Annotated in this window: 23 protein-coding genes; 20 read left to right on the top strand and 3 right to left on the bottom strand. The window is 43.0% G+C overall.

Features of this window, described 5'->3' with window-relative positions:
* The first annotated feature begins 1 nt into the window (after position 1).
* From ctaD to G3569_RS18370, 8 genes are all read left to right on the top strand, one after another.
* The gene (gene ctaD, locus G3569_RS07815; RefSeq protein WP_165267798.1) at positions 2–1,741 is read left to right on the top strand and encodes a cytochrome c oxidase subunit I; all 1,740 of its coding nucleotides are present in this window, start codon (positions 2–4) and stop codon (positions 1,739–1,741) included.
* Between the two features lie 35 nt (positions 1,742–1,776).
* Complete coding sequence (locus G3569_RS07820; protein ID WP_165267800.1) at positions 1,777–2,433, top strand: cytochrome c oxidase subunit 3 family protein; 657 nt, start codon at positions 1,777–1,779, stop codon at positions 2,431–2,433.
* A 22-nt stretch (positions 2,434–2,455) separates the two neighbouring features.
* Complete coding sequence (locus tag G3569_RS07825) at positions 2,456–2,758, top strand: cytochrome C oxidase subunit IV family protein (RefSeq protein WP_165267802.1); 303 nt, start codon at positions 2,456–2,458, stop codon at positions 2,756–2,758.
* 665 nt (positions 2,759–3,423) lie between these two features.
* The gene (locus tag G3569_RS07830) at positions 3,424–3,903 is read left to right on the top strand and encodes a hypothetical protein (RefSeq protein WP_165267804.1); all 480 of its coding nucleotides are present in this window, start codon (positions 3,424–3,426) and stop codon (positions 3,901–3,903) included.
* 21 nt (positions 3,904–3,924) lie between these two features.
* Positions 3,925–4,446 carry a M23 family metallopeptidase gene (locus G3569_RS07835; protein WP_165267806.1) on the top strand — a complete coding sequence of 174 codons (522 nt, stop codon included), beginning with the start codon at positions 3,925–3,927 and terminating at the stop codon, positions 4,444–4,446.
* Between the two features lie 187 nt (positions 4,447–4,633).
* On the top strand, positions 4,634–5,161 hold the full coding sequence (locus G3569_RS07840) for an SMI1/KNR4 family protein (RefSeq protein WP_165267808.1): 528 nt from the start codon (positions 4,634–4,636) through the stop codon (positions 5,159–5,161).
* 78 nt (positions 5,162–5,239) lie between these two features.
* Positions 5,240–6,511, top strand: coding sequence for a hypothetical protein (locus G3569_RS07845; RefSeq protein WP_165267810.1), 1,272 nt, complete (start codon positions 5,240–5,242; stop codon positions 6,509–6,511).
* Positions 6,512–6,569: 58 nt separating this feature from the next.
* Complete coding sequence (locus G3569_RS18370) at positions 6,570–6,722, top strand: hypothetical protein (protein WP_205720081.1); 153 nt, start codon at positions 6,570–6,572, stop codon at positions 6,720–6,722.
* 256 nt (positions 6,723–6,978) lie between these two features.
* Here the strand turns inward: G3569_RS18370 and G3569_RS07850 are convergent, their stop codons facing one another.
* Positions 6,979–7,917, bottom strand: a complete 939-nt coding sequence (locus G3569_RS07850; RefSeq protein WP_165267812.1) for a COX15/CtaA family protein — start codon at positions 7,915–7,917, stop codon at positions 6,979–6,981.
* Between the two features lie 119 nt (positions 7,918–8,036).
* Here G3569_RS07850 and cyoE point away from each other — a divergent pair, with 119 nt between their 5' ends.
* From cyoE to G3569_RS07880, 6 genes are all read left to right on the top strand, one after another.
* On the top strand, positions 8,037–8,942 hold the full coding sequence (cyoE, locus tag G3569_RS07855) for a heme o synthase (RefSeq protein ID WP_240894649.1): 906 nt from the start codon (positions 8,037–8,039) through the stop codon (positions 8,940–8,942).
* A 249-nt stretch (positions 8,943–9,191) separates the two neighbouring features.
* On the top strand, positions 9,192–9,536 hold the full coding sequence (locus G3569_RS07860) for a hypothetical protein (RefSeq protein ID WP_165267816.1): 345 nt from the start codon (positions 9,192–9,194) through the stop codon (positions 9,534–9,536).
* Positions 9,511–9,774 carry a hypothetical protein gene (locus tag G3569_RS07865; RefSeq protein ID WP_165267818.1) on the top strand — a complete coding sequence of 88 codons (264 nt, stop codon included), beginning with the start codon at positions 9,511–9,513 and terminating at the stop codon, positions 9,772–9,774. Before G3569_RS07860 ends, G3569_RS07865 begins: the two co-directional genes overlap by 26 nt.
* Complete coding sequence (locus G3569_RS07870; RefSeq protein WP_165267820.1) at positions 9,771–10,910, top strand: outer membrane protein assembly factor BamB family protein; 1,140 nt, start codon at positions 9,771–9,773, stop codon at positions 10,908–10,910. Before G3569_RS07865 ends, G3569_RS07870 begins: the two co-directional genes overlap by 4 nt.
* Positions 10,911–11,310: 400 nt before the next feature.
* Entirely contained in the window at positions 11,311–12,051 is a 741-nt protein-coding gene (locus tag G3569_RS07875) for a TolB family protein (RefSeq protein WP_165267822.1), read from the top strand.
* A 162-nt stretch (positions 12,052–12,213) separates the two neighbouring features.
* Entirely contained in the window at positions 12,214–13,206 is a 993-nt protein-coding gene (locus tag G3569_RS07880; protein WP_165267824.1) for a hypothetical protein, read from the top strand.
* 444 nt (positions 13,207–13,650) lie between these two features.
* On the opposite strand, the gene G3569_RS07885 is transcribed toward G3569_RS07880, so the two are convergent.
* Positions 13,651–14,370, bottom strand: coding sequence for an RDD family protein (locus G3569_RS07885; RefSeq protein WP_165267826.1), 720 nt, complete (start codon positions 14,368–14,370; stop codon positions 13,651–13,653).
* Between the two features lie 129 nt (positions 14,371–14,499).
* Between G3569_RS07885 and G3569_RS07890 the strand changes: the two genes are divergently transcribed.
* Genes G3569_RS07890 through G3569_RS07915 form a run of 6 tightly spaced genes read left to right on the top strand, consistent with a single transcriptional unit; the run spans position 14,500 to position 20,578 of the window.
* Positions 14,500–15,447 (top strand): stage II sporulation protein M, encoded by a 948-nt coding sequence (locus G3569_RS07890; protein WP_165267828.1) that lies wholly within the window; start codon positions 14,500–14,502, stop codon positions 15,445–15,447.
* 9 nt (positions 15,448–15,456) lie between these two features.
* The gene (locus G3569_RS07895) at positions 15,457–16,323 is read left to right on the top strand and encodes a hypothetical protein (protein ID WP_165267830.1); all 867 of its coding nucleotides are present in this window, start codon (positions 15,457–15,459) and stop codon (positions 16,321–16,323) included.
* Positions 16,324–16,336: 13 nt separating this feature from the next.
* On the top strand, positions 16,337–17,044 hold the full coding sequence (locus G3569_RS18915; RefSeq protein WP_205720082.1) for a DUF4129 domain-containing protein: 708 nt from the start codon (positions 16,337–16,339) through the stop codon (positions 17,042–17,044).
* On the top strand, positions 17,041–18,234 hold the full coding sequence (locus G3569_RS07905; RefSeq protein ID WP_165267834.1) for a DUF4350 domain-containing protein: 1,194 nt from the start codon (positions 17,041–17,043) through the stop codon (positions 18,232–18,234). The genes G3569_RS18915 and G3569_RS07905 overlap by 4 nt, the downstream gene beginning before the upstream one ends.
* Entirely contained in the window at positions 18,231–19,247 is a 1,017-nt protein-coding gene (locus tag G3569_RS07910) for an AAA family ATPase (protein WP_165267836.1), read from the top strand. The genes G3569_RS07905 and G3569_RS07910 overlap by 4 nt, the downstream gene beginning before the upstream one ends.
* A 47-nt stretch (positions 19,248–19,294) precedes the next feature.
* Positions 19,295–20,578, top strand: a complete 1,284-nt coding sequence (locus G3569_RS07915) for a DUF58 domain-containing protein (RefSeq protein WP_350356553.1) — start codon at positions 19,295–19,297, stop codon at positions 20,576–20,578.
* A 647-nt stretch (positions 20,579–21,225) separates the two neighbouring features.
* Here the strand turns inward: G3569_RS07915 and G3569_RS07920 are convergent.
* Entirely contained in the window at positions 21,226–23,679 is a 2,454-nt protein-coding gene (locus G3569_RS07920; protein ID WP_165267838.1) for an alpha-ketoacid dehydrogenase subunit alpha/beta, read from the bottom strand.
* Between the last annotated feature and the right edge of the window lie 66 nt (positions 23,680–23,745).

Below are 23,745 nucleotides of genomic sequence, written 5' to 3' on the forward strand. Positions count from 1 at the left end.
TATGGATACAGCAGAATCTAGCTCAACTCTTAACAAAATACAGGTACAGCGGTTTAAACCCGATGACAATCCTGATAAACACTACCTGAATGAGGAAACCGGGTTGTGGTCGTGGTTAACGACTGTCGATCATAAAAAGATCGGTATTATGTATCTGGCGTCCATCACCTTCTTCTTCTTTATTGGTGGATTGATGGCCCTACTGGTACGTACTGAACTTTGGACACCGGCCAAAACATTTATTGAGGCAAACACCTATAATCAGCTGTTTACGCTGCACGGTGCTGTAATGATTTTCCTCTTCCTGGTGCCCTCGGTTCCCGCTGCTCTCGGTAACTTTATACTGCCGTTGCAGCTCGGAGCCAAAGATGTGGCCTTCCCCAGGTTAAACTTACTGAGTTATTACTTGTACCTGGCAGGCTCTTTTATTGCTGTCTACGCAATTTTTAGCGGGGGTATCGACACTGGCTGGACCTTCTACACCCCCTACTCATCGTCAACAGGCGGTGCGGTAACCACCATGACCTTTGGGGTATTTGTAATTGGATTCTCCTCTATCCTGACCGGAGTTAACTTTATTACCACCATCCACAAGATGCGTGCGCCCGGTCTCACATGGGATAAATTGCCACTTTTCTGCTGGGGACTTTATGCAACAAGTATTATCCAGATTTTAGCAACACCCGTACTTGCTATTACTCTTGCTCTTGTAGCTATGGAGCGAATTCTGGGAATCGGAATTTTTGATCCTGCTCTCGGTGGAGATCCCGTTCTTTATCAACACTTCTTCTGGTTCTACAGCCACCCCGCAGTATATATTATGATTGTTCCCGGTTTCGGAGTAGTCTCAGAAATTATATCTACATTTTCCAAGAAGCATATTTTCGGATACTGGGCCATTGCCCTTTCATCCCTGGCCATTGCCTTTATCGGTTTCCTCGTTTGGGGGCACCACATGTTCGTATCCGGGCAGGCCACACTCGCTTCTATGGTATTTTCATTCTTAACATTTCTCGTAGGTATCCCAACAGGAATTAAGATGTTCAACTGGACAGCCACCCTTTATAAAGGTTCTATTAAACTGGCTTCTCCCCTGTTATATATCTTCGGTTTCTTCTTCCTTTTCCTCGTTGGCGGACTTACAGGAATCGTTCTCGGATCTATTGCACTCGACGTGCACCTGCACGATACCTACTACGTAGTAGCACACTTCCACTTTGTAATGGTTGGGGGTATGGTGATGGCATTCTTAGCCGGGCTGCACTACTGGTGGCCTAAAATTACCGGTAAGATGTATAACGAAACCATGGCTAAAATTGCCTGTGGTATCATCTTTGTAGGCTTTAATGTGACCTTCTTGCCCCAGTTTGTTATGGGCTCGCAGGGTATGCCGCGACGTTATTTCAACTACATTGAACAGTTTCAGCCTTTCCACCAGGTTTCTACTATCGGCTCCTATATTTTAGGACTCGGATTCCTGATGGTATTCTACTATTTGGTTAAATCAATCTACAGAGGCAAACAAGCACCGGCCAACCCTTGGGGCAGCCGTGCACTGGAATGGCAAATATCTGCAATGCCCCCGCTGCATAACTTCCATCACACTCCCGTTATTATTAACGGTCCCTATGATTATCATAAACCGATGGAAGAGTTCCAGCTTGGACTCGCAGAGTCGGGCAATGGACACGGTCACGATGTGGAAGTAACTAAAGAAGGCGAAGACCTTTCTGCCGAATAACTGAAACTCAATTTCTAAACTAGCACAATCTGATTATGGCAAATCATTCATCATCCGCATCAGAATCCAGGTTTATGCAGCACCATTTTGTGGATGCAGACCAGCAGTTCGATGCTGCTAAAATGGGTATGTGGATATTCTTGGTAACAGAAATACTCTTTTTCGGTGGACTCTTTGCGGCCTATGTCGTTTACCGTTTATGGTATCCTGAACTCTTTACACTGGCCTCAGAGGAGCTTAACACGCTCTGGGGTGGTGTTAACACGGTAGTTCTTATTGGTAGTAGTCTTACCGTTGCAATGGCCATTAAATCGGCTCAGCTCAATCAAAAGAAAAATATTGCCATTAATTTGGGGATCACCCTGGCCTTGGCCGGTGTATTTATGGTCATTAAATATTTTGAATGGACCCACAAGTTTCACCTGGGCATCTTTCCGGGAGAGTTCTACTCTTTCGAAGGCATCGACCATCCAAAGGCAAACATATTCTTTAGCCTCTATTATCTGATGACCGGCCTTCACGGCATTCACGTAGTGATAGGAATGGGATTAATGGCATGGCTGCTATGGCGCTCCTTAAAAGGCCATTTCAACAGTGAGTATTATACCCCTGTTGAGATCACGGGCCTGTATTGGCACCTTGTCGATATCATCTGGATATTCTTATTCCCACTCTTCTACCTAATTGATTGATAACTTAAAATTTCTTTAGCTCATGAGCGGACATCATATATCAACTGACAAAACATTACTCGGCGTTGCGGGGGCACTACTTTTCCTCACAATCCTTACTGTAGGAGTACACTATATTCATATCCCCTCACCCTGGAATATCATTGTGGCAATGGGGATCGCAATTTTTAAAGCGACATTGGTAGCAATGTTCTTTATGAATCTTTACTGGGATGAACAGTTCAACTCCCTGCTACTTATTTCGTCTATCGCATTTTTTGCGCTTTTAGTAGCCTTTACATTGTTAGATACCTTGTTCAGGCCTGAAATTATGCCAGGCTTCTAAAAGCTCGCTATTTCCATAAAAGCCGATTGGAGGAGACTCCGATCGGCTTTTATTATTTATAGGCTTCCCGACTATACTTTGTAATACCAATAAACTCCCAGCGCAATCATAACCAACCCCTGTAGTTCTCACAAGAAGTGTACTCTTTTTTAGTTATCCAAAAACACTAGAAGAGCTCCTTCCCAAGAAAAAACCTTAAAAGGGTAAACAGTAAACTGATCACAGAACAAATTGAGCGTAACTCACAAAGTTATATAGCCCCCCCTTATCAACCTTGTTTTTTTGATAAAGTCCAGAATGTTCCTTTGATATACTCGACAGGTATACGGGTTATAGTAAAAGTAGATTAGGTGGGTGAACATTCTGCCCCGGTCATATTACCTCATACTTTAATCTCACTAAACTACATTTTATCTCGAACTCCTTGTCTCGTATATTCGGGAGCAAGTTGATTGCATTCAACCAACAGGAGAGCTTTTTTGCGAGGCACTTGTCCAGAGAATCCAGACAGAAACTGCATCATTTTATAGCTCGCAAATGGAACAAATAACAATAATGATACTATCAATATTTGATACAGAAATCTATCTTATCAAGACAGGGGTAAGCAACCGCCTTTAAGATCTCTGTCGTTATAACATCAAAGCAATATTACAGATCAAATAATGAAGCATTCTTCTAAGAAAATCGGCTACGGTGCTGGGCTCGAATACAGCAGTGAGCTCCGGGAAAAACTGGATCAGTGTAGGTATTTCTATCTCAAGTCCCCCCGAGGCGGACACTTCAACGACGGCTATGAACTTATTGCAGATATCGTTTATGAGAACAGTTCACAGTTATTAACCATGCTTGATATCTTAGAAGCTGATTATTCATTATCCGCTACGAAACCTTCGATCGCTGAAAATGACAAATACTGCTATTGCAGACCGGTTGAAATCTCCCTCGATAAAGAAACACAGTGGCTACTGGTCAGACACTTTCCTACCAACAAAGATCCCTCTATCTACATAAACTACGTCACTGATGAGCTCATCAGACTCATTGGCAATCAGTCAAGCTGGTACAAAGTCACCCTATACGATATCGAGGTGGCCTTACAATACGATACCAAGCTCGAAGCCTTAAAAAAAGTTCCTCAATAGCAACGGATCCTCCATAATTGTATGAAAGAACTTTATAAGATCGCCCGATTCCCTCTCATAGGCTTGTCAACGATAATCGTTCTCGGCTTCCTGATACCCGAAGAGCCTGTAATCCCGGCTCGCGGAGCCTCCTTCAGTGACTGGAATTCTCAATCATTTTGGTACGAACCGTGGGGTACCTCCGGCGTGCATAAGGGCATCGATATTTTTGGGACAGAGAAAACGCCCATCGTAGCAGCAACACGCGGAATAGTAATATATGCCGGTAAAATCGAAAAAGGAGGCAAGGTAGTGGTTGTGCTAGGACCCAAATGGCGCGTGCACTACTACGCCCATTTGGAAACTAAAGGCGTTTCTACGACTGATCTAATACCCGCAGGTGAAGTACTGGGTTCAATGGGCAATACCGGCAACGCTGCGGGCAAACAGCCCCATCTACATTATGCTATTTTATCACTGGTACCCTACCCCTGGCGTGCTACCGGAGAAACACAAGGTTGGAAACGTATGTTTTACCTGGATCCGGATGAATTCTTGAGGTAAGCGACCTACCATTACAAAAAACATGAATAAAAACTGTTTGTTAAGGTCCAAGAGATAGCAAGCATGACTAAAAACTAAATCGCTTTTAACACCAAGTTTGTTGCTTACTGTTTTTCACTTGAGTAAATACAATTTTAAAATAAAGACGTCATACTCTTAACTACCAACTAGAATACAGATTCATCATATGTCGAATATTTTTAATGATTTTGACCTGAGCAGTTTCTGGGATGAATGTGAATATGCTCTCAGCACCTATCGACTCGAAGAGGCAGATGAGGCCACTATAAGTGAGGTTGAAACCAAGCTAAGCTATAAACTCCCGGATTCCTATATCGAACTAATGCAATACAAAAATGGAGGCATACCCTGCAATACCGCTTTCCCTACCCAAGAGTCTACCACCTGGGCCACCAGCCACGTTGCCATAGCAGGAATAATGGGCATAGGCAGCAGCAAATCCTACTCCCTGTGTGGAAGTATGGGCAGCCAGTTTATGATTGACGAATGGGGCTATCCCAATATCGGGATCTATTTCGGAAACTGTCCCTCAGCCGGCCACGATATGATCGCCCTGGACTATCGAAAATGTGGTCTCTCAGGTATCCCCCAAGTCGTCCACGTAGCTCAGGTCAGTGACTATAAAATCACTTTTCTGGCACATACTTTTGAAGAGTTTGTCAAAGGGCTAGTGCCTGACCATGTCTTTGACTAACTAACGGGCGGTTAAGGCAACCACCAGGCACAAACGCTAGTAATAACATAAATTCTCAACCTGTTTCTCATAACAATAATGGCAAATTCGACTAATCACTCCAACCATCAGTTTCCCACGGAAAGTGATGAAGGGCACATGTATATTGCCGATAACAAGATCGTATACAACAATAGGCAATTGTCAGGAAGCTCTGAAGTTAATATTGACCAAATTCAGTATGCTTACGTAACTGTTGATGCCAATAAGCAGGTTTCTTTATTCCTTTTCGATCACCATCAACACTACTTGCCTATCACTTATAGTGGCTTCAAAAAGGTCTACCGGGCGCTTTCCTCCAAGCTGGGGTTTAACGACAAAATCTTTTTTACCTATATAAACAGACAACAAAATAAGGGGAAGAAAGAGATCTGGAGACGAACACATAGTACCAGCTATAAAATTTTAGATTCAAATTTTAATGACTACGACCAAGGATTTGAGCTACTATCTACTCAACCAGAGTTTATACTTTGGGATACTACTTATGAAGAGCTGAGATCAAACCCCAACACCTATTTTGAAGAATCCCCCTACGACCAAACTCTACTAAAATTTCGATATCCGGTAAGAGTCGGAAATATCCAGTTAATGAATTTACGTGCTTATTTTAACAATGCCCGAACCGATGTTCCCGTACTCCACTTTCATACCCACTGCCGGGACAAAAGCTGTTCGGACACCAGTTATTATGAGCTCAAAAAGCAGCTTACCCAAGACTTTCTCCCCAAACAACAGAACCTGAGATATGAAAGGGTAGATCAAAACAATTTTTGTTTCGATGCCAACAATATGCTCCTTTCACTGGTGTACACCTACGACAGCGATTGGCAGTTTGATCGAGGTTATACCTCCTTCTCCATCAGAAACCAACGTGAGTATCCCAAACTGCTGATCGATAAAGAATATGAAGACAACCTTGAAGTAACATCCCGCCTATTGATTGAAGAGCCCATTAGTACTTCTTCTCACTATAAAAAGAATCCGCGTGTCAGACGCCGTCCACCAGACCTCATTTCAAATGATCCGGTTTGCCCGGTCATCTGGTTCGATTCAAAAAACGATAAAATTGGGTTTGCAGATCGATCTCACTGCCAAGTTTTCAACTGGGGTAAAATTGAATCATTTTCCATACAAAATGTACTGCCCGCCCGCGGAGCCGGCAGAGCACACTTAGAATTAAAACTTAGGGGCGGTCAATCCCATTCTATATTCAGAGGCCAATGCCATGTTTTCGATCCCTATAAAGAAAAAATAGCTGAGTTTACCAACAAGGTTGTTACCACGGCTCCCGAATCATATGACTGCTAAGCTGTAGTAGCTTTCTCTGGCTCGATCTTCCCCCCAACCTATCACAGCTCAGTATTACTTGATCTTTGTTACTTCCCAGTCCGAACGGTCTGGTGGTGGCGATGACAGACGACACTGCCAAGATAAATTACCGGATACCGATGCTTTATGTCCCGGGCACGACCTCCGTACAGCAAACGGCTCGGGGATTGTCGAAAAGAACTCGGTCTAAAGGGAGCAACAGCTATTGCATTAACACTCGACTGATTGCGATCGGACATGATACTTAACGCCTACGACCTGACAAAAACAACTGGCGCAAATTCTAAGGGGCAAAATACGCCATGATTACAAGGTAGACTCATCTATTGGTTCTTGGACACCAAATAGCTACAAGAGCCTACCTATACTGCATAAATATGCTATTCCTGTGACCATACTCCAGGGAACTAAGTTTAATCGATCCCAAGGTCGGCCCAAAAATCTATTCACTTATTTGCCTTCGCAGCCGGGTTGCTCTTCACCATTAACAACAGTAAAAACTCGAATCCAATAAGAAATGCGATGCCCGTCAGGTGAACAACTTGGTAAACCGGTGGCAAACTCAGATAGTATAATCCTACCCCGGTGGCAATTTGCAAAAGTATAAGACCGAATACTACCGTCCCAACTTTCTTGATGATCTGCGAGCTATTTCTCCATCGGGATAAATAGAATAAAGCCGCACCAGAAATTAACACTATCCAGGAAAAGCTGCGATGTACCTCATCCATTAAGCCAACTTTTGAAATCCAGTTTTCTCTTGGGGGAGGTTCGGCAAGATTCTTTAATACATCAATAACTTCGCGAACCTGGGTTCCTAACATTAACTGTACAAAGGTACTTACTATTACTATAACAAGAACTATAAATAACGCTTGTTTCGAATCGGATGAAAGCTGTACAGTGAACCTATCAGCCGATGCATTATACACTGCATAAATTAAGGCCATCATAATGATCATCGCCAAAAGCATGTGCAACGTAATTAACCACTCATCCAAGCCCGTAATTACTACTTGTCCGCCTAACCAGCCCTGCACCAATACCAATACAAAAGCAGCACCAGAACTGTACATTACTTCTGGCTTAGATTGGCGATATCTAAATGAGAGTGCAAAAGTAGCAGTAATCAAAAGTCCAATAACAACCCCGATAAGCCGATTGATATACTCGGTCCAGGTTTTATACACGTTAAATTGGGACAAATCATAACCGGAAGGCAGTTCTGCCGGTGAAGTAGGAGGAATCCACATCCCAAAACATTTGGGCCAATCGGGACATCCCAGCCCCGCCCCGGCTGCTCGTACAAGTCCCCCTACAAAAATGAGAAAAATAGTAGCACCCAACGTCGTAAGTGCTACTTTTTGATAGGTATTTAGTTTCATATTTCGCCTTTCCTTCTTTCTATTTAGCCGGTGGAGTATAAAATTGAATTATACGCTTGGAGAGTAACAATTTTCATTTAAAATTGGTAACTTAAGCCGTTCTAAAATCACAGATGCGCATGAAGTTAATTACAGATTCTACCCTTTCAAAGTTTCTTAATACAGAAGTAATTTCGGCTTATTATGAATTAACCAAGCCCGGGATTACCCTTACTGTATTAGCCAGTATGATCATTGGCTTTGTATTGGGGTCAGGAAGTGAAATAAACTACATCCTGATGCTTCATGCTGCGCTTGGTACCTGGCTTATTGCCTCGGGAACCGCAGCCCATAACCAGTTTATGGAGTGGCGGTACGACGGACAGATGAAACGCACCCAGAGCCGACCGGTACCGGCCAGCAAGATCTCTCCCAAGCAGAGTGTAATATTCTCGATGACACTCATTGCGACCGGTCTTATCTACCTGATCTCTGTTGTAAATATTGTAGCCGGTGCTGTTTCACTGCTTACTACGCTTATTTATCTCGGTGTGTATACTCCCATGAAACGCGTATCGGTTGTTAATGTATTTATTGGAGCTGTGCCCGGTGCCTTGCCCCCTGTAGGCGGGTGGGCCGCTGCTACCGGTCACTTAGGGAGTACCGCAATGTGGATTTTATTTGCTATCGTTTTTCTTTGGCAAGTGCCACATGTCATGGCTATCGCCTGGGTTTGCAAGGATGATTACAGCGGTGCCGGCTTCAAAATGCTTCCCAAAAATGATCCCAAAGGATATAAAGCATCAGCTCTTATTCTGCCTTGTCTCATTGTGCTCCTTCCTGTTTGCTACGGATTATATCATGTAGACATGAATAGTTGGCTGTACCTGGCAGGATCACTCATCTGTAGCCTCTTCTTCCTGTATTACGGCGTCATCTTTACAATCAAGCGAGACAAACCATCAGCCAAAAAATTGATGTTTGCCTCTTTTGGGTACCTCCCTCTTATCTGGGTTTTTGTGATTTTAGACCTGCTCCTTCTGTAGTTTTTCCCTTTCGCCTGAGCTTATCAAAACCGTTTAAGCAACTTTTCTTTTTCCTTTCAGTGCCCTGACCAAACAATAGTGCGGGCAAAACAGACCGAATTCCCCTCCATCCGTCGCTCCGCTGAGGATGGCGGGTATAGTGATTCACTTCTAATACCTTACTATTAGACTTTTCTAATCTGTGTAACAAATATCTTCCAAATTTCTCTTGATTCTAGAAAACATCATCTATCGGGAAAGTTTTGATCAATGAGACATTACTTAGTAGTACTGATCCTTTTGTCGAGTATCGGGGGACAAATATCAAAAGCGCAACATTCATCTTCGGTGATATATACAGAAGGGGAGCTTATTAATTCAGGAACTACTCAACGTCCTGTTCAAGAAATGCCTTTTTCTCATATGCTCCTAAATATGAGTTCTTATCAAGATATTAAATATAAACTAAGTAAGACCCGGCAAAGAAAAACAGCAGTACGCACCTTAAAAGAGGGTAACACTCTTTCTTTCTATGTTCGGGATATTTTACAAACCGACAAATGGAATAGCGTTAAAGCTGAATGTATTTATGTATCAGATAAACTGGCTATATGAAACCTACACCTATACCAAGCGGATACCCCTGAAAAACGATGGCGCCCTTTCTCCACACTACGGCGTTTGGGACCAGGGCGATAGCCCAAATGATAGAGAGCATAACTGGGGCGGCTATAATGCCCTCGAACTCATGCGCTACCGGCGTACCTATACCCAGGGTAACAACAAAAAAGGTGATCTGGCCAAGCCGATGGATGATACCAGGAAATGGTTAGAAGACGAGGTATTGAAATGAAAACGTTTATTTTTCCAGCAAGCCTCATTCTTGTTTGTCTAAGCGTATTGGTTTCTTGCACCTCGTGCTCAACCCAACCGGAAAATGAAAATCCAGAGGAGGAGTTAAACCTCCTCTGGTCTTTTGAATATACCCAAGAGATTGATGGACTATCTTCTGTTTCGGTCCGTCCTGCATTAGTCCCGGACGGAAAAGTTATTACAGCACTTGACCATCAGTATAATAGCCTGTCCCAAGAAGATGGGTCCTTAAGCTGGCAGCGTCCTTTACCTGACAATATGTATGAATCGGTTAACCGGCTTACTCATGACGAACAGTATCTTTATGGAAAAGGCAATAGAAATGCCAACTACTTTGCCATTAACTTACAGAGTGGTGAAATGGTATGGGAAAAAACCAATGCAAAAGGAACTCTTGATGACTATGTACATGCTGCCGTGGATGAGAATTATGTGTATCTGGCCGGAGAAGATTCCGTACTATATGTTTTTGACAAACATACCGGAGATTATCAAGATACGATACCCTTACGAAGCTATGCACGAGCTATAGTTAGCACCGGCAAACAGCTGTATATGACCCAGGCCTGGAAACCGGACAGCACCGAAAGTGCCTATGGCAGAATTGTACGTTTAGATGCTGAGACCTACGAGCAAAAATGGGCCTATGAGACTACCAAAGGTGGCTTTTATTATGCTGATCTTGTGCTTAAAAACGAGGTATTGTATTCGGGTACTACCTCCGGCCCCTCGGTCTTCGTGGCCTTGGATGCAGCCACCGGTCAGGTAAAGTGGGAGCATCACGGGCTGCTAACCTTTCGTTTTACCCTTGGAGATGGAAAAGTCTTCGTTAATGATGGGCAGTATATTGTTGCTTTAGATCAACAAACAGGAAAAGAGCTCTGGCGACAGGATTTTACCTATGCCACGACTTCAAACGTCGCCTATCTCGACGGCTATGTATATCATGCTCATAATGGCAGATTATATGTAATGGATGCCCAAACCGGAGAACTGGTCGCCGGCCCTATCGAATCGCCCGACGGTTCGGGCTTCTACAACCTCAACGCCGGCAACGGCAAGGTGTTCGTCCAAAGCGACTATCACTTGTATGCTTATGAGGCGTGGAGTAATTAAACCAAATAGAACCCGATTTTAAGATTTCTAAAAACGAAAGAGAAACAGACCCCAATTTTAGTTATGAATACATATACCCTGCAAAATCAGTTCAAATTTCTAAGGTCCCTTTCCTACTTGATGATAGGGTTCTGTATTCTTTCTATGGCTTTAACAGGATGTAAAGACCATTCAACTACAGTCAAAGACGAGGATAAAAAAACAACCTATTATAGCATCAAATATTATGATTTTACCTCAGATAAAGAGAGCGTACAGGTTCATAAATGGATATACCCCATCAATTTTGTATATCACGACTCAACTAAAGGTCAATTTTCCTGGCACTATTTTGACAAAAAAAAATAAACTTTATTACCTGAACTTTTTTCAATCGGACGGAAGTGATGGTTTTATAACAATGAATTTTTACCCCTCTTCCAGTGATGCCCTTGATCTAAAATATTCTCACCCATTTATTTTGTTTAGTGTAGAGGCTCAAATAGCAAACTATCAAAACTTCAAAGAGGTTAATTTCCTCACTAACTATTCAAACGAATATATCGCCTCCAGTCCCCAGCTTGCACCCGATCAATCATTCATTGTTTTCGACCTATTTCAAAAGTCGGAAAACAGACATTCCCTAGTCAAAATTGATACAAGCGGTGCCAATAAGCAGCTAATCAGTGAATATACCTTTTCAGAAAAAACGACAAATGCAGAAAATTTCAGAATTTCCCGTGATAGCCAAAGGATATTTTTTGTCCATCAAAAAGAGATATGGAAATTAAATGTTGATGATCAAAACCCAACCAAAATAGCAACCTTACCTTTTAATCCCCAGTATCTCTCTTTAAGTCCAGACGAACATAAAGTCACTTTTATAACTGATGACAAAAAATATTCAGGCGTCTATTATTTTAACATGAATACAAATGAGTTAATTGAAGTTAAGAAAGAGAAAAAGAAATTCGGAGCAGTCGGATTCCGAAATAACCACCAACTTGTTTTCAGTCAACCGGGACAAGAAGGAGGCCTGTATAGCTATGATCTTTCAACCAAAAATCTGGAAAAACTGATTGTCGATGACCTGTATAATAAAGGCGTGCCTGTATTTAATAAAGATCACTCACGAATCTATTACCTTGTTGCAGAACAATAAATACATTATAGTTAAATCTCATGCCTTCAATTATCCTCTACAAATAAATCGCCTACAGTTCGTATTTAACTTTCTTGGTATTACATATTTTATGGCTGACATTCTAAAATTTCACCTATAACATGAATATCAAAAAATAACTCTTTTCTAACATATTTCAGCATGAATAAGATCATACGGATACCTACAACAATACTATTCCTGGGGTGTCTGCTGGTGCTGGCGGGATGTCACATTTTCGGTAATCAAAAAGAAACCGAACCGGAATATATTTGGCAAAAAATGGATGGATTTGCTGACCAAGAGATACGTGAACTTGCACTACGGGATGACGAAACCCTGGCAGTTGCAACGGACTCGGGAATATATATAAATCAATCATTAGATCAGCCCTTACAAAGGGCTGATCTTCCAGCCTCTTTGGATTTTTCCATTGTCAGGGAAATTATAACCTCAGATACACTTTTTTATTTCTCTACCTTCACTTTTGTCAATCAGATGTGGTCTTCAGTTGACGGACAAAAATGGGAGTTACTCTTAACGAAGAAAAAACCGATGTTCAATATCTGGATTACCCCGCAAGGCAATCGTATTATTGGCACCTGGCATGGAGTGTACCGCCAGCTTGGCGGCACCTCTGACGTTGAACTGGTTACCTTTCTCTATACGGATCATTTTGCCGGACTAGACCGGATCACAAGCGTGACACAAACCTCCTCAGGAGCCCTGTTTTGCGGTTCCCACGACGGGGTGTACCGCTCACTGGACGATGGGCTAAAATGGGTAAAGGTTAGCCACGACATTCATAAAAGTAAGGATTTTGTAGTAGCATTATATACAGATTCAAACAATCATATTTATGCACAAACCCTATTTGGAGAGTTGTATCGGTCTGAAGATGATGGGGATAGCTGGGAAAAAATGGGGGGCTTCGATGGGCTGGGAGTAAAAGAGGCAACGTTTCCCGGTAATGAAACTGTTGTAGCAATGACGAGCGAAGCGGTTTGGAAGGCCTCGCTGACCGACGGTAAATTCCGTAAAGTTGGACCGGACCACTCCCCTGAATACAAAAAAATGGGAGCAATAGAGAATGGCAAGATTGTGGTTGCAACCGATTCTTCTCTATTTATCGGGGTCCCCAATCCCTCGTACTAAATAATAAGTGTGATCACAGTTTTGAAGCTGGATAAGTGCCCATTTCCATCCTATAGTGTGAATCTACACCAAAGAATAGCGCAAACGTCCTACTCCTGTAATAAAGTAGCCCTAACTATCGTACAATCGGGACACTTGCGCGATGATAGGGTCTTAAAAATCATCTCCGACGGCATCCATAGCCCTTCTATTACGGGAGTACAACTCCCTTAGAGCTTGAGAGTATAATTACTTTGTAGATCGATTGTGAGTGGAGCGAGAATTGCTTTTACCATTTAAGAATGGAATTACAACAAAACAATAGCGCGAGCGTCTCGCTCGTGCTAAAAACTGGCACCAAATATCGCACAAGCGAGACGCTTGCGCGATGACTAATGATCTTCCAGCTCGTGATATAATTTCCAAAACAAAATCCCCGGCACTTTGAAAGTGCCGGGAGTTCACCTAGCCATGAATCACATTATAATCTTTAACAACCGTGCGCAGAAACTGTAACACACCCTTTTCCCTAGCCTTCTCGATTCCCATCTTTTCCTGGATAGCATTGCGGGTTTTCATAGCCATTATTTTATAGGTTTGCCGATCATACGCTTTTCTCTCGTTCAATACCTCCTTAATTATTGAAATATCCTTATCAGTTAACACCGAGACCTCAGGGTAAACCGGCTCGTAATCCTCTTCAAAATCGGTATATAAGGTATCCGACAGGCTGGTTTTCTTTTTGCTTTCTACTACCGCAGTACCCGCGGCCAGATCACCCAGCCGCTGCCCTTTGCCATTAATCAAAATGGTAATAAAAGCCACCGTACCCGATGTGGAAGTAATTTCAATAAGACGAAAAACCCAGCGCATCACGTAATTCCCAAAGGTTGCAGGAGTCCCGTCCGTTTTTATCACCTTGATCCCCGCTACTTTTTTCCCGGGAGATTGCCCTTCCATAAAAAGCTCAAAAATGAGGTGATAAGACATTAGTGGAAGTACCAAAACAAGAATGATCATCCACGTGGGTGGTTTTACAGCATCAAAAACGAAAGCATATAAAACAACAAAATAGATTGTCATTATTATAATATCCAGTGCATAAGCGCCAAGGCGTGCCCCAATACCAGCCGGCGAATAATCTATTTGTACGTGATGGGAGGTCTCTATATTCAAATGTTCCATATACCAAGGCTAAGTAACTATATAATTTTTGATGAGTTTGAGAAATTCTGTTTATTAGGTTAAAATATCAAAAGCTTTTCACATCAACACAGTCGTTTCAAACTCACGAGCGCTTCCAACTAACATTTTATGCGAGAGGTTAAGTTTTTACGTACGAATGCTCCTCACTGGAAAAAGTTTGAGCAACTACTTGAACAGCCCGAAAAGGCCGATGCAGATGAACTCGCTGATTTATATACCCGGCTAACGGATGATCTGGCGTGGGCGCAAACCTACTATCCCAATAGCGAGACTACAGCTTATCTTAATGAGCTAACTGCTAAAGTACATGAACAGATCTATGAAAACAAGAAAGAGGATAAAAGTCGTATCCTCCATTTCTGGAAGCAAGAACTGCCCCAACTCTACTACAAGCATCGCCAAATGCTTACGGTTGCATTCACCGTGTTTGTCATAGCCCTGGGCATAGGTATTATATCGGAACTCAACGATCCCGATTTTAGCCGCATGATACTGGGCGACCAGTACGTAAATATGACCATTCATAATATCGAGCAAAACGACCCAATGGCGGTCTATAAACAGGAACACTCGATGGATATGTTTCTGGGAATCACCTTTAATAATATAAGAGTCTCTTTTATGGCGTTCATAACCGGGATTCTCGCTTCCGTTGGTACCGGTTTATTACTCATGTACAATGGTATTTTTATCGGGGCTTTTCTTGGCATGTTTAGCAAATATGGTTTGGTTTCAGAATCATTGCTTGTAGTTTTTATTCATGGTACACTCGAGCTATCAGCAATTATCATTGCCGGGGCAGCGGGGCTGGTCATGGGTAGTGGTATCCTTTTTCCGGGCAGTTATAAGCGCTCTACTTCTTTTAAACGAAGTGCCCGAGAAGGCCTTAAAATGACAATCGGCCTCGCTCCTATTTTCATATTAGCCGGTTTCTTAGAATCTTTTGTTACACGCTATACCGAAATGCCACTATTGTTAAGCTTATTTATTATAATAGCTTCACTATTTTTTGTACTGTGGTATTTCGTTTTTTATCCTCGTCATCTTCAACAATAATTCATCATTATGCCTAACACTTTCAAGATAAAACAACCTCGAGACTTTGGTGCACTTATTACCGCGCCTTTTACATACATCCGTAAACACTATGAAGTACTTGGTAAAAGTCTGCTTTATTTTATTGTTCCTCTTATTGCTGTCACAAGTATTTTAATGACCCAATATTTTACTGCTACTTTTGAGATGGGGATGAATCCGGAAGCCCTGGAAACAGGCGGTGGTTTGTCAAATATGTTTTCAATGTACGGGGCCAGTACACTTTTCTCGATGATTACAATGACAGCCCTTGCTGCTTTAATTTACACTCATATGAAGCTGGTAGCTAATGAAACTTTTGCTAATTCCAGGATCGCAGTAGATCATATTTGGCAAGGGATTAAATCAAACTTTGTTGGGATATTACTTATCTCCATTGGTATCTTTTTCGCAACCATGCTCGGTTCATTATTTTTTATCCTTCCCGGCATCTTTATTGCTATTAAACTTACTCTGGTTACCGCAGCATATGTATTAGAAGATAAACACTCTATTAGTGATGCTTTTTCCAGGTCATGGCATTTAATTACCAATCACTGGTGGTTTACATTAGGGCTAGTTATTGTGCTATCAATTCTTATTGGCCTTCTCTCTCAAGCCCTTAGCCTGCCTTTTATAATAGCTACAGCTATTAGCGGGTTCTCAGGATTTACCGATCCCAATTCAGCAGGAACAATCATCGCTATTTTTTATGGCTTTGTAACCTCATTAAGCTATATCTTCTACAGTATTATATACCTGGCCCTTGGTTTTCATTTTTACAACCTGGTAGAACGCAAAGAAGGAGAAGGACTGCGCCAGCGTATTAATGAAATCGGAAACTCTGCAAACGCTTAAGTACTGCCCTTCTGTGAAGCATCACTATTTTCTTTTTTTAATTCTTATAACTGTTATCCCGTTTGTTGCTTCCGGGCAACAAACGGATCAACAGTACTCTGTTCCTGATGTTCGGCAACCGACCGAACAAACCATAGATTCTTTTGCCCAACAAGAAGATTTCATCTATCGCTCTTTGCCCAAAGAAGAACAATCTTTTATGGATAAAGTTTGGGAGTGGATTTTAACACAAATAGGAAAACTACTGGCCAATCCTACAGCCAGTACCATCCTTGAATACGCATTTATACTGGTCTTTGCTGGACTTTTGATACTACTTATTAACCAGTTTATGAAAGGAAATATTAGCAACATTATCCGCAGTAAAAATATTAAAAAACAGCCCATATCCTTTAACCAACAAGATTTTGATACCCTTGATCTAAACAAGCTCATCAACAATGCGATTGCCGAGAACAACTATGGCCTGGCGGTGCGATACCTGTACCAACAAAAACTGCAACAGCTGCAAGAGGGCGGCTATATTGACTGGAAAAAAGAAAAAACCAATCGCACCTATCTCTATGAAATAGATGAACCCAACCTCCGTACTCACTTTCGTGAATTGACGCGCTATTACGAACTGATTGAATATGGTAATTTTTCTATCACTGATACCGATTTTCAATCTATTCATAAACAGTTTAAAGAAATGCGAACTCTTATTCGGCGTTCATCGTGAAAAAGAAGCACCTCTACATATCAATTTTAATAATCACGGTAGTGGGTTACCTGTTAGTTCAATGGGCCCAACCCAAACCTATTGACTGGTCTCCCAGTTATTCGGGACTTGCCAAAAAACCCTACGGCTGCTTTATAACCCGTAATGTATTGGATAATATTTTCCCGGATCACCCTATCCACTATCGCAACAAGCCTATTTTTAAAAGTCGTGATACGGCTTCGTACCAAAATGAAATTTATATCAACAGTAGTTTTTCTCCCGATCGGTATGAAGCTGAAATCTTGCTCGAACGCCTACGCTCAGGCAAAACCATTTTTATTTCTGCACATAAGCTGGAGGGACCATTAGCCGACAGCCTTGATTTAAAAGTATCTAGGCCACACCTTTTCTCAGCCCCTGCCCTGGATACAAAACTGGATTCTCTGGGGGTGAAGTTCGCTCATAGCAAGAGTTCTTATCAGGGGCAGTGGTACTTCCCTAAAATGCTTGCAAGCTCTTATTTCACCGACTTTGATTCCTCTGCAACTACCATTATGGGTAGAAATGAAAACAAAGAAACCAATTTTATTAAGGTTGAAGAAGGAGAAGGTGAACTTTATGTGCATTCGGTTCCCTATGTATTTACAAACTACTTTATGCGTGAATACCCAAGTGCACAGTATGCCGCCCGTGTACTTTCTCACTTGCCACCGGCCCCTACCATTTGGGATGAGTACAATAAAGACGGGCGCATGATTAATACCTCTCCCCTGCGATACGTCGTATCGCATCCTTATTTAAAGTGGGCCTGGATTACTGCACTTTTCGGCTTAACACTATTCCTTCTGTTCCGCGCAAAACGTCGTCAGCGAATTATTCCTGTTATAAAGCAACCCCAAAATACGACGGTAGAGTTTACCAAAACTATTGGTCGTCTGTATCACCAAAATGGCGATCACAAGGGACTCGCTTCTAAAAGAATTAGGTATTTACTGGAACATATCCGAGAAGATCTTAACCTGGATACTCAAAATATCAATGATGAGTTTTTAAAGCATCTTAGCCGGCGATCGGGTGCAGACAGTGACACTGTACAAACCCTTTTCGACTTTATTGATCGTATTCAGCATAAGAAAGAGATCTCTTCTGACCACCTTTGGCACTTAAACAAACATATTGAAACTTTTTATCAACAATCTTCGCGATGAGTAAACAACCTGACAAAAATTCTACAAACTCCAACACCTTTGCCCCGGCGGTACAAGATCGAACTGACCTTTCGGGCATTAAAACACTGGCTGACAATCTCCGCAGCGAAATTGGAAAAATCATTGTCGGTCAAGAACGCATGGTAGATCTGTTAATTACTGCTCTGCTAGCAAATGGTCATGTGCTCGTTGAAGGCGTCCCCGGGGTTGCTAAAACCCTTACGGCCCGACTATTTGCGCGTACCTTGTCAACCGATTTTTCACGCATCCAGTTTACTCCCGATCTCATGCCGGCAGATGTTATCGGTACTTCCGTATTTAATCCCGAAACCACGGAATTTAATTTCAAAGAGGGACCGGTGTTCTCCAATGTTGTTCTTATTGATGAGATCAACCGATCACCGGCAAAAACACAGGCCGCCCTTTTTGAGGTAATGCAAGAACGCCAAATCTCAGTAGATGGTACCACCTACACGATGGAGGAGCCTTTTATTATCCTGGCTACGCAGAACCCCATAGAGCACGAAGGCACTTATAAATTACCGGAAGCACAGCTGGATCGTTTTCTTTTTAAAATTAATGTGGGTTACCCCGAGCAAAAAGATGAAACAGCTATTTTAGAAGGAGTCCACCAGCGTAAAAATCAAAATGATCCCTCCCAATTGGATGCTGTAGTTAAAGCTGACAAGTTGATTCAAAATCAAGCCTTGGTTTCTGATATCCACGTTGAAAAATCGCTAATGCATTATATTACCAGCATCACACAACACAGCCGAAATCATCCGGCTATTCACATTGGAGCCTCACCGCGAGCTGCTGTATTTATGATGCGCGCTGCTCAAGCGTGGGCTGCTATTAATGGACGCGATTTCGTTATCCCCGATGATATTCAGGATATTGCCCAACCGGTATTACGACACCGTCTTATCTTGACACCCGAAAAAGAGATGGAAGGTACCTCTACGGATGAAGTGATAACCCGAATTATTAAACAGATAGAGGTCCCGCGATAGTACGTTTCTTAAAAAATATCTACCTCACAAACCGGTTTTTCATTTTCGTGGGTTCCGTATGTGTACTTTTTGTACTGGGATATTTTTTCCCCGTCTTCGGGGCCTTGGCTAAAATACTATTACTGGCTCTTGCCGTCTGTATGTCGACAGATGTCCTGTTGCTGTTTTATCCCGGGCAGGCAGTAGAAGCCTCAAGAGAACTCCCTAAACGGTTATCGAACGGTGATCCTAACCCTATCACTATCTCCCTGCAGCACTATTATCCGTTCGAAATTGGTCTTAATATTATTGATGAACTGCCATTTCAATTTCAGAAAAGGGACCACAATTTTGAAGGCAGCCTTGCGCCTAAGAAAAGGACTGAAATCAGTTATAAGCTAACTCCAACCCAGCGAGGCAGCTATTCGTTTGGTGCCCTCAATATTTATGTTTCTTCTCCTTTGGGGCTAACCGAACGGCGATATCGTTTTGATGAAGAACAGGAAGTGCCGGTGTATCCCTCGTTCATTCAGATGCGCCAATTTGAACTGTATGCCATCTCAGATCGGTTGCAAGACATAGGCATTAAAAAGATACGTCGCATTGGCCATACCATGGAATTTGACCAGATACGCGAATATGTGCGAGGCGATGATGTGCGATCCATCAACTGGAAGGCCACCGCTCGCGCCGGCGATCTTATGGTGAACCAGTACCGGGATGAACGCTCCCAGCAGATGTACAGCGTTATTGATACAGGACGGGTTATGAAGATGCCTTTTGAGGGACTGCAACTGCTTGATTATGCGATAAATTCCAGCCTGGCTATTTCCAATATTGCCCTCACCAAGCAAGATAAAGCCGGACTCATCACTTTTGGGGATCAAGGTTGTAAGATTATACCTGCTCAGAAAAAACGCACCCACTTGTACAATATTCAAGAAGCGCTCTATAATGTTGATACCGATTTTATGGAGTCGAATTTCAATCGACTGCTCACGTTTATGCATAGCAAAATCTCGCAACGGAGTCTAATCTTGCTATACACGAATTTTCAGACCATCGAGAGCATGAAACGGAAGCTGCCAATCCTTCAGCAGCTTGCCTCTAAACACCTATTGGTTAGTATATTTTTTGTCAATACGGAACTGGATGATCTATTGCAGAGCACCCCGGAAAGTGAAGAGGAGATCTATATTAAAACCATTGCAGAAAAGTTCAACTATGAAAAGAAGGGGATCGTCAAAATGTTGAATCGCCATGGAATTCAAACCATTCTTACCCGCCCCCAGGATCTCTCGATTAATACGATCAACAAATACCTGGAGCTAAAAGCCCGCGGGTTGATTTGAAAAGCTTTTAGCAACTGAACGATCTGGTTCTATAAAGCTTTACGCACCCATTACATTAGTACAATAACAGCCCTGTTCGCCTTCTAATGCTCTTTCCCTCCATCCGCAGCAGAGCGACGGATGGAGGATATAACCTCTAACCTCTTATGCAGGAGTACCCCCCCTTTGAGTTTGGTAAGGGTAATCCAAATCCCCTCTTGGGATAGATACTTGGCTAGGTCGGGGTGGGATGGGTTGTTAACATTACTTTTGCTAATATAACAATAATAGTGCGAGTGTCCCGCTCACGCTCTATTGGATCCCCCTCCCACATCTGCACTATCAGCTTTGATATGGAGTTACTTAGCAGATTATAAAGTTTCGGTTTACAGGCTTGCTCCCTCCCTACAAGTATAGAGGGAAATTTCCTCACAATACTTAAAACCACTAAAGAAAATATTATTGCGAGGAAATGAAGCAAGTTCTCATCTTCCAGTGCCTGCTCTGGAAAAGAAATGCTCGACCATCCACTGCAGAGCAAAAAAATCCCTCAACAATCTCTCCTCCATCCGTCGCTCCGCTGCGGATGGAGGTAAGTGCTCTAAAAACAAAACCCCCGGCACTTTTGAAGTCCCAGAGGTTTTAGCGTAGACTATAACATGAAAATATTACTCGTAAATAGGCGGGTATTTCGCCGGATTGGCTTCGCTCATCAGGGCATACACCGCCTCGAAGATATCCTCTTCGTTAGGCTTGGAGAAGTAATCTCCATCGGAACCATAGGCCGCACGGTGCTCTTTGGCCGTCAGGCACTGCGGCTCAGAATCAAGGTAGTAATAGCCTTTCTGCTCCTGCAGCACCTTGTTCATCATGAAGGCGGATGCGCCACCCGGCACGTCTTCATCCACAAAAAGTATGCGGTTAGTCTTCTTGAGCGACTCTACAATATCGTGGTTGCGATCAAAAGGCAAGAGCGTGCGCACATCAATAAGTTCAGCAGAGATACCCACCTCTTCGAGTTCCGATAATACCGACTCGCAAATATTACATGTAGATCCGTAAGAAACGATCGTGATATCCGATCCTTCTGAAACTACATTTGGAATACCCAGCGGTACGGTAAACTCGCCTAAGTTCTCAGGCTTATCTTCCTTCAGGCGATACGCATTGAGCGGCTCAATAACGAGAGCCGGATCATCGCCCTGCAGCAGTGTATTGTACATACCAGCTGCATCGGTTAAGTTGCGCGGCACACAAACGTGCACACCGCGTATCCCGTTAATAATCGTACCCATAGGCGATCCGGTGTGCCAGATCCCCTCGAGACGGTGACCACGTGTACGGACAATAAGCGGCGCTTTCTGCCCGCCCATACTGCGATAGCGTACCGTAGCAAGATCATCACTGAGTCCCTGGAAGCAATACAGCAGGTAATCCAGGTACTGGATCTCGGCTATAGGACGCAAGCCCCTTAGCGCCATTCCTATACCCTGCCCAAGTATCGTTGCTTCACGGATACCGGTATCACGAACGCGGAGCTCTCCGAATTTATCCTGCATATTTTCGAGCCCTTTATTTACATCCCCCAGCTTTCCGGTGTCTTCACCAAAAACCAGTGTTTCGGGATATTTCTCAAAAATCTTATCAAAATTATCGCGCAGCACCAGTCGGCCGTCAACCTTTTCCGGATCATCTGAATACTCTGGTTCTACCTCTTCGATATTAAGCGGCGACTGGTCCGTTTCGCTATACAAATGACTGTGGTATCGCTCGGCATTCTCTTCATTATTTTCATCAAGCCACTGTTGAAGCTCACTTCTGCTATCCAGCTGTTCATTGCGCGTAATACGAAGTGCTTTACGGGCACCGGTCACAATATATTTTCGAAGCGGAATTAAGGGAGCCCCCATATTCTTTTTAATCTTCTTTAGGGCTTCGGCATGACTACTTTCAGCAATTAGGTTATCCAATATGCCTTCTACTGTTTGCAGCTCTTCTTTAAGCTCATCCTTAAACGATTTCCATGCCGCTTTCTGAGCCTCTTTTACATCTTCCTTGGCCTCATCTTCAAGAGCCTCGAGCTCTTCTTCTGAGGCAATACCTTCATCAATCAGCCAATTGCGGGTCTTATTGATACAGCAAAATTCCTCTTCCCATTCGAGTCTTTCATCAGACTTATAGCGTTCGTGCGAACCGGAGGTTGAGTGCCCCTGAGGCTGCGTTACTTCCTGAACATGAATCAGTACCGGCACATGCTCTTCACGAGCAATCTGTTCTGCCTGGCTGTAGGTCTGCATCAGCGCAGGATAATCCCAGGCATTCACGGTCAATATCTCGAGCCCCTCTTTATCTTCGGTACGCTGAAAACCTGATAATACCTCAGAAATACTCTCTTTGGTAGTCTGGTATTTTCGGGGCACAGAAATGCCGTATCCGTCGTCCCAAACCGACATCACCATCGGTACCTGGAGTACACCGGCCGCATTAATAGTCTCCCAGAAAACCCCCTCAGAAGTACTGGCATCACCAATGGTTCCCCACGCAATCTCATCTCCATTTTCAGAGAATCGCTGAAATTCTTCATCTTCTAGAAGTGATTCGTGATTTCGATAGATTTCAGAAGCCTGGGCCAGTCCCAACAGGCGTGACATCTGACCTGCCGTTGGAGAAATATCGGGAGAGGTATTTTTCATCTCCGTAAGATCTTTCCAACGGCCATCATCATTAAGACTGCGCGTGCTGAAGTGCGCATTCATTTGACGGCCGCCGGAATGCGGTTCCTCATCTACGTTGGCATGGGCATACAATTGCGCAAAAAACTGCTGTACCGTCACCTGGCCTATGGCCATCATAAACGTCTGGTCACGATAATAGCCGGCCCGGAAATCACCATTTTTAAAATATTTGGCCATAGCAATCTGTGGAAGCTCTTTACCGTCGCCAAAAATGCCAAATTTGGCTTTTCCCGTGAGGGTTTCTTTTCGACCAATATAGGAAGCTTCCCGACTCATTACTGCTAATTTGTAATCGTCCAGGATCTCCTGTTTATGGTCATCCGTATACGAACCGGATGCTAGTTGTGATGCCAGTGATGTCTGCTCTTTTGTCTCTGTTTGTGCCATAATACCTGTTCATGGTTATGGGCTGATCAGATCAGCCGGAGATATTAATTATTGTGATGATGCCGG

Origin of the sequence: Fodinibius halophilus (assembly GCF_011059105.1) — a bacterium.
Classification (GTDB): domain Bacteria; phylum Bacteroidota; class Rhodothermia; order Balneolales; family Balneolaceae; genus Fodinibius; species Fodinibius halophilus.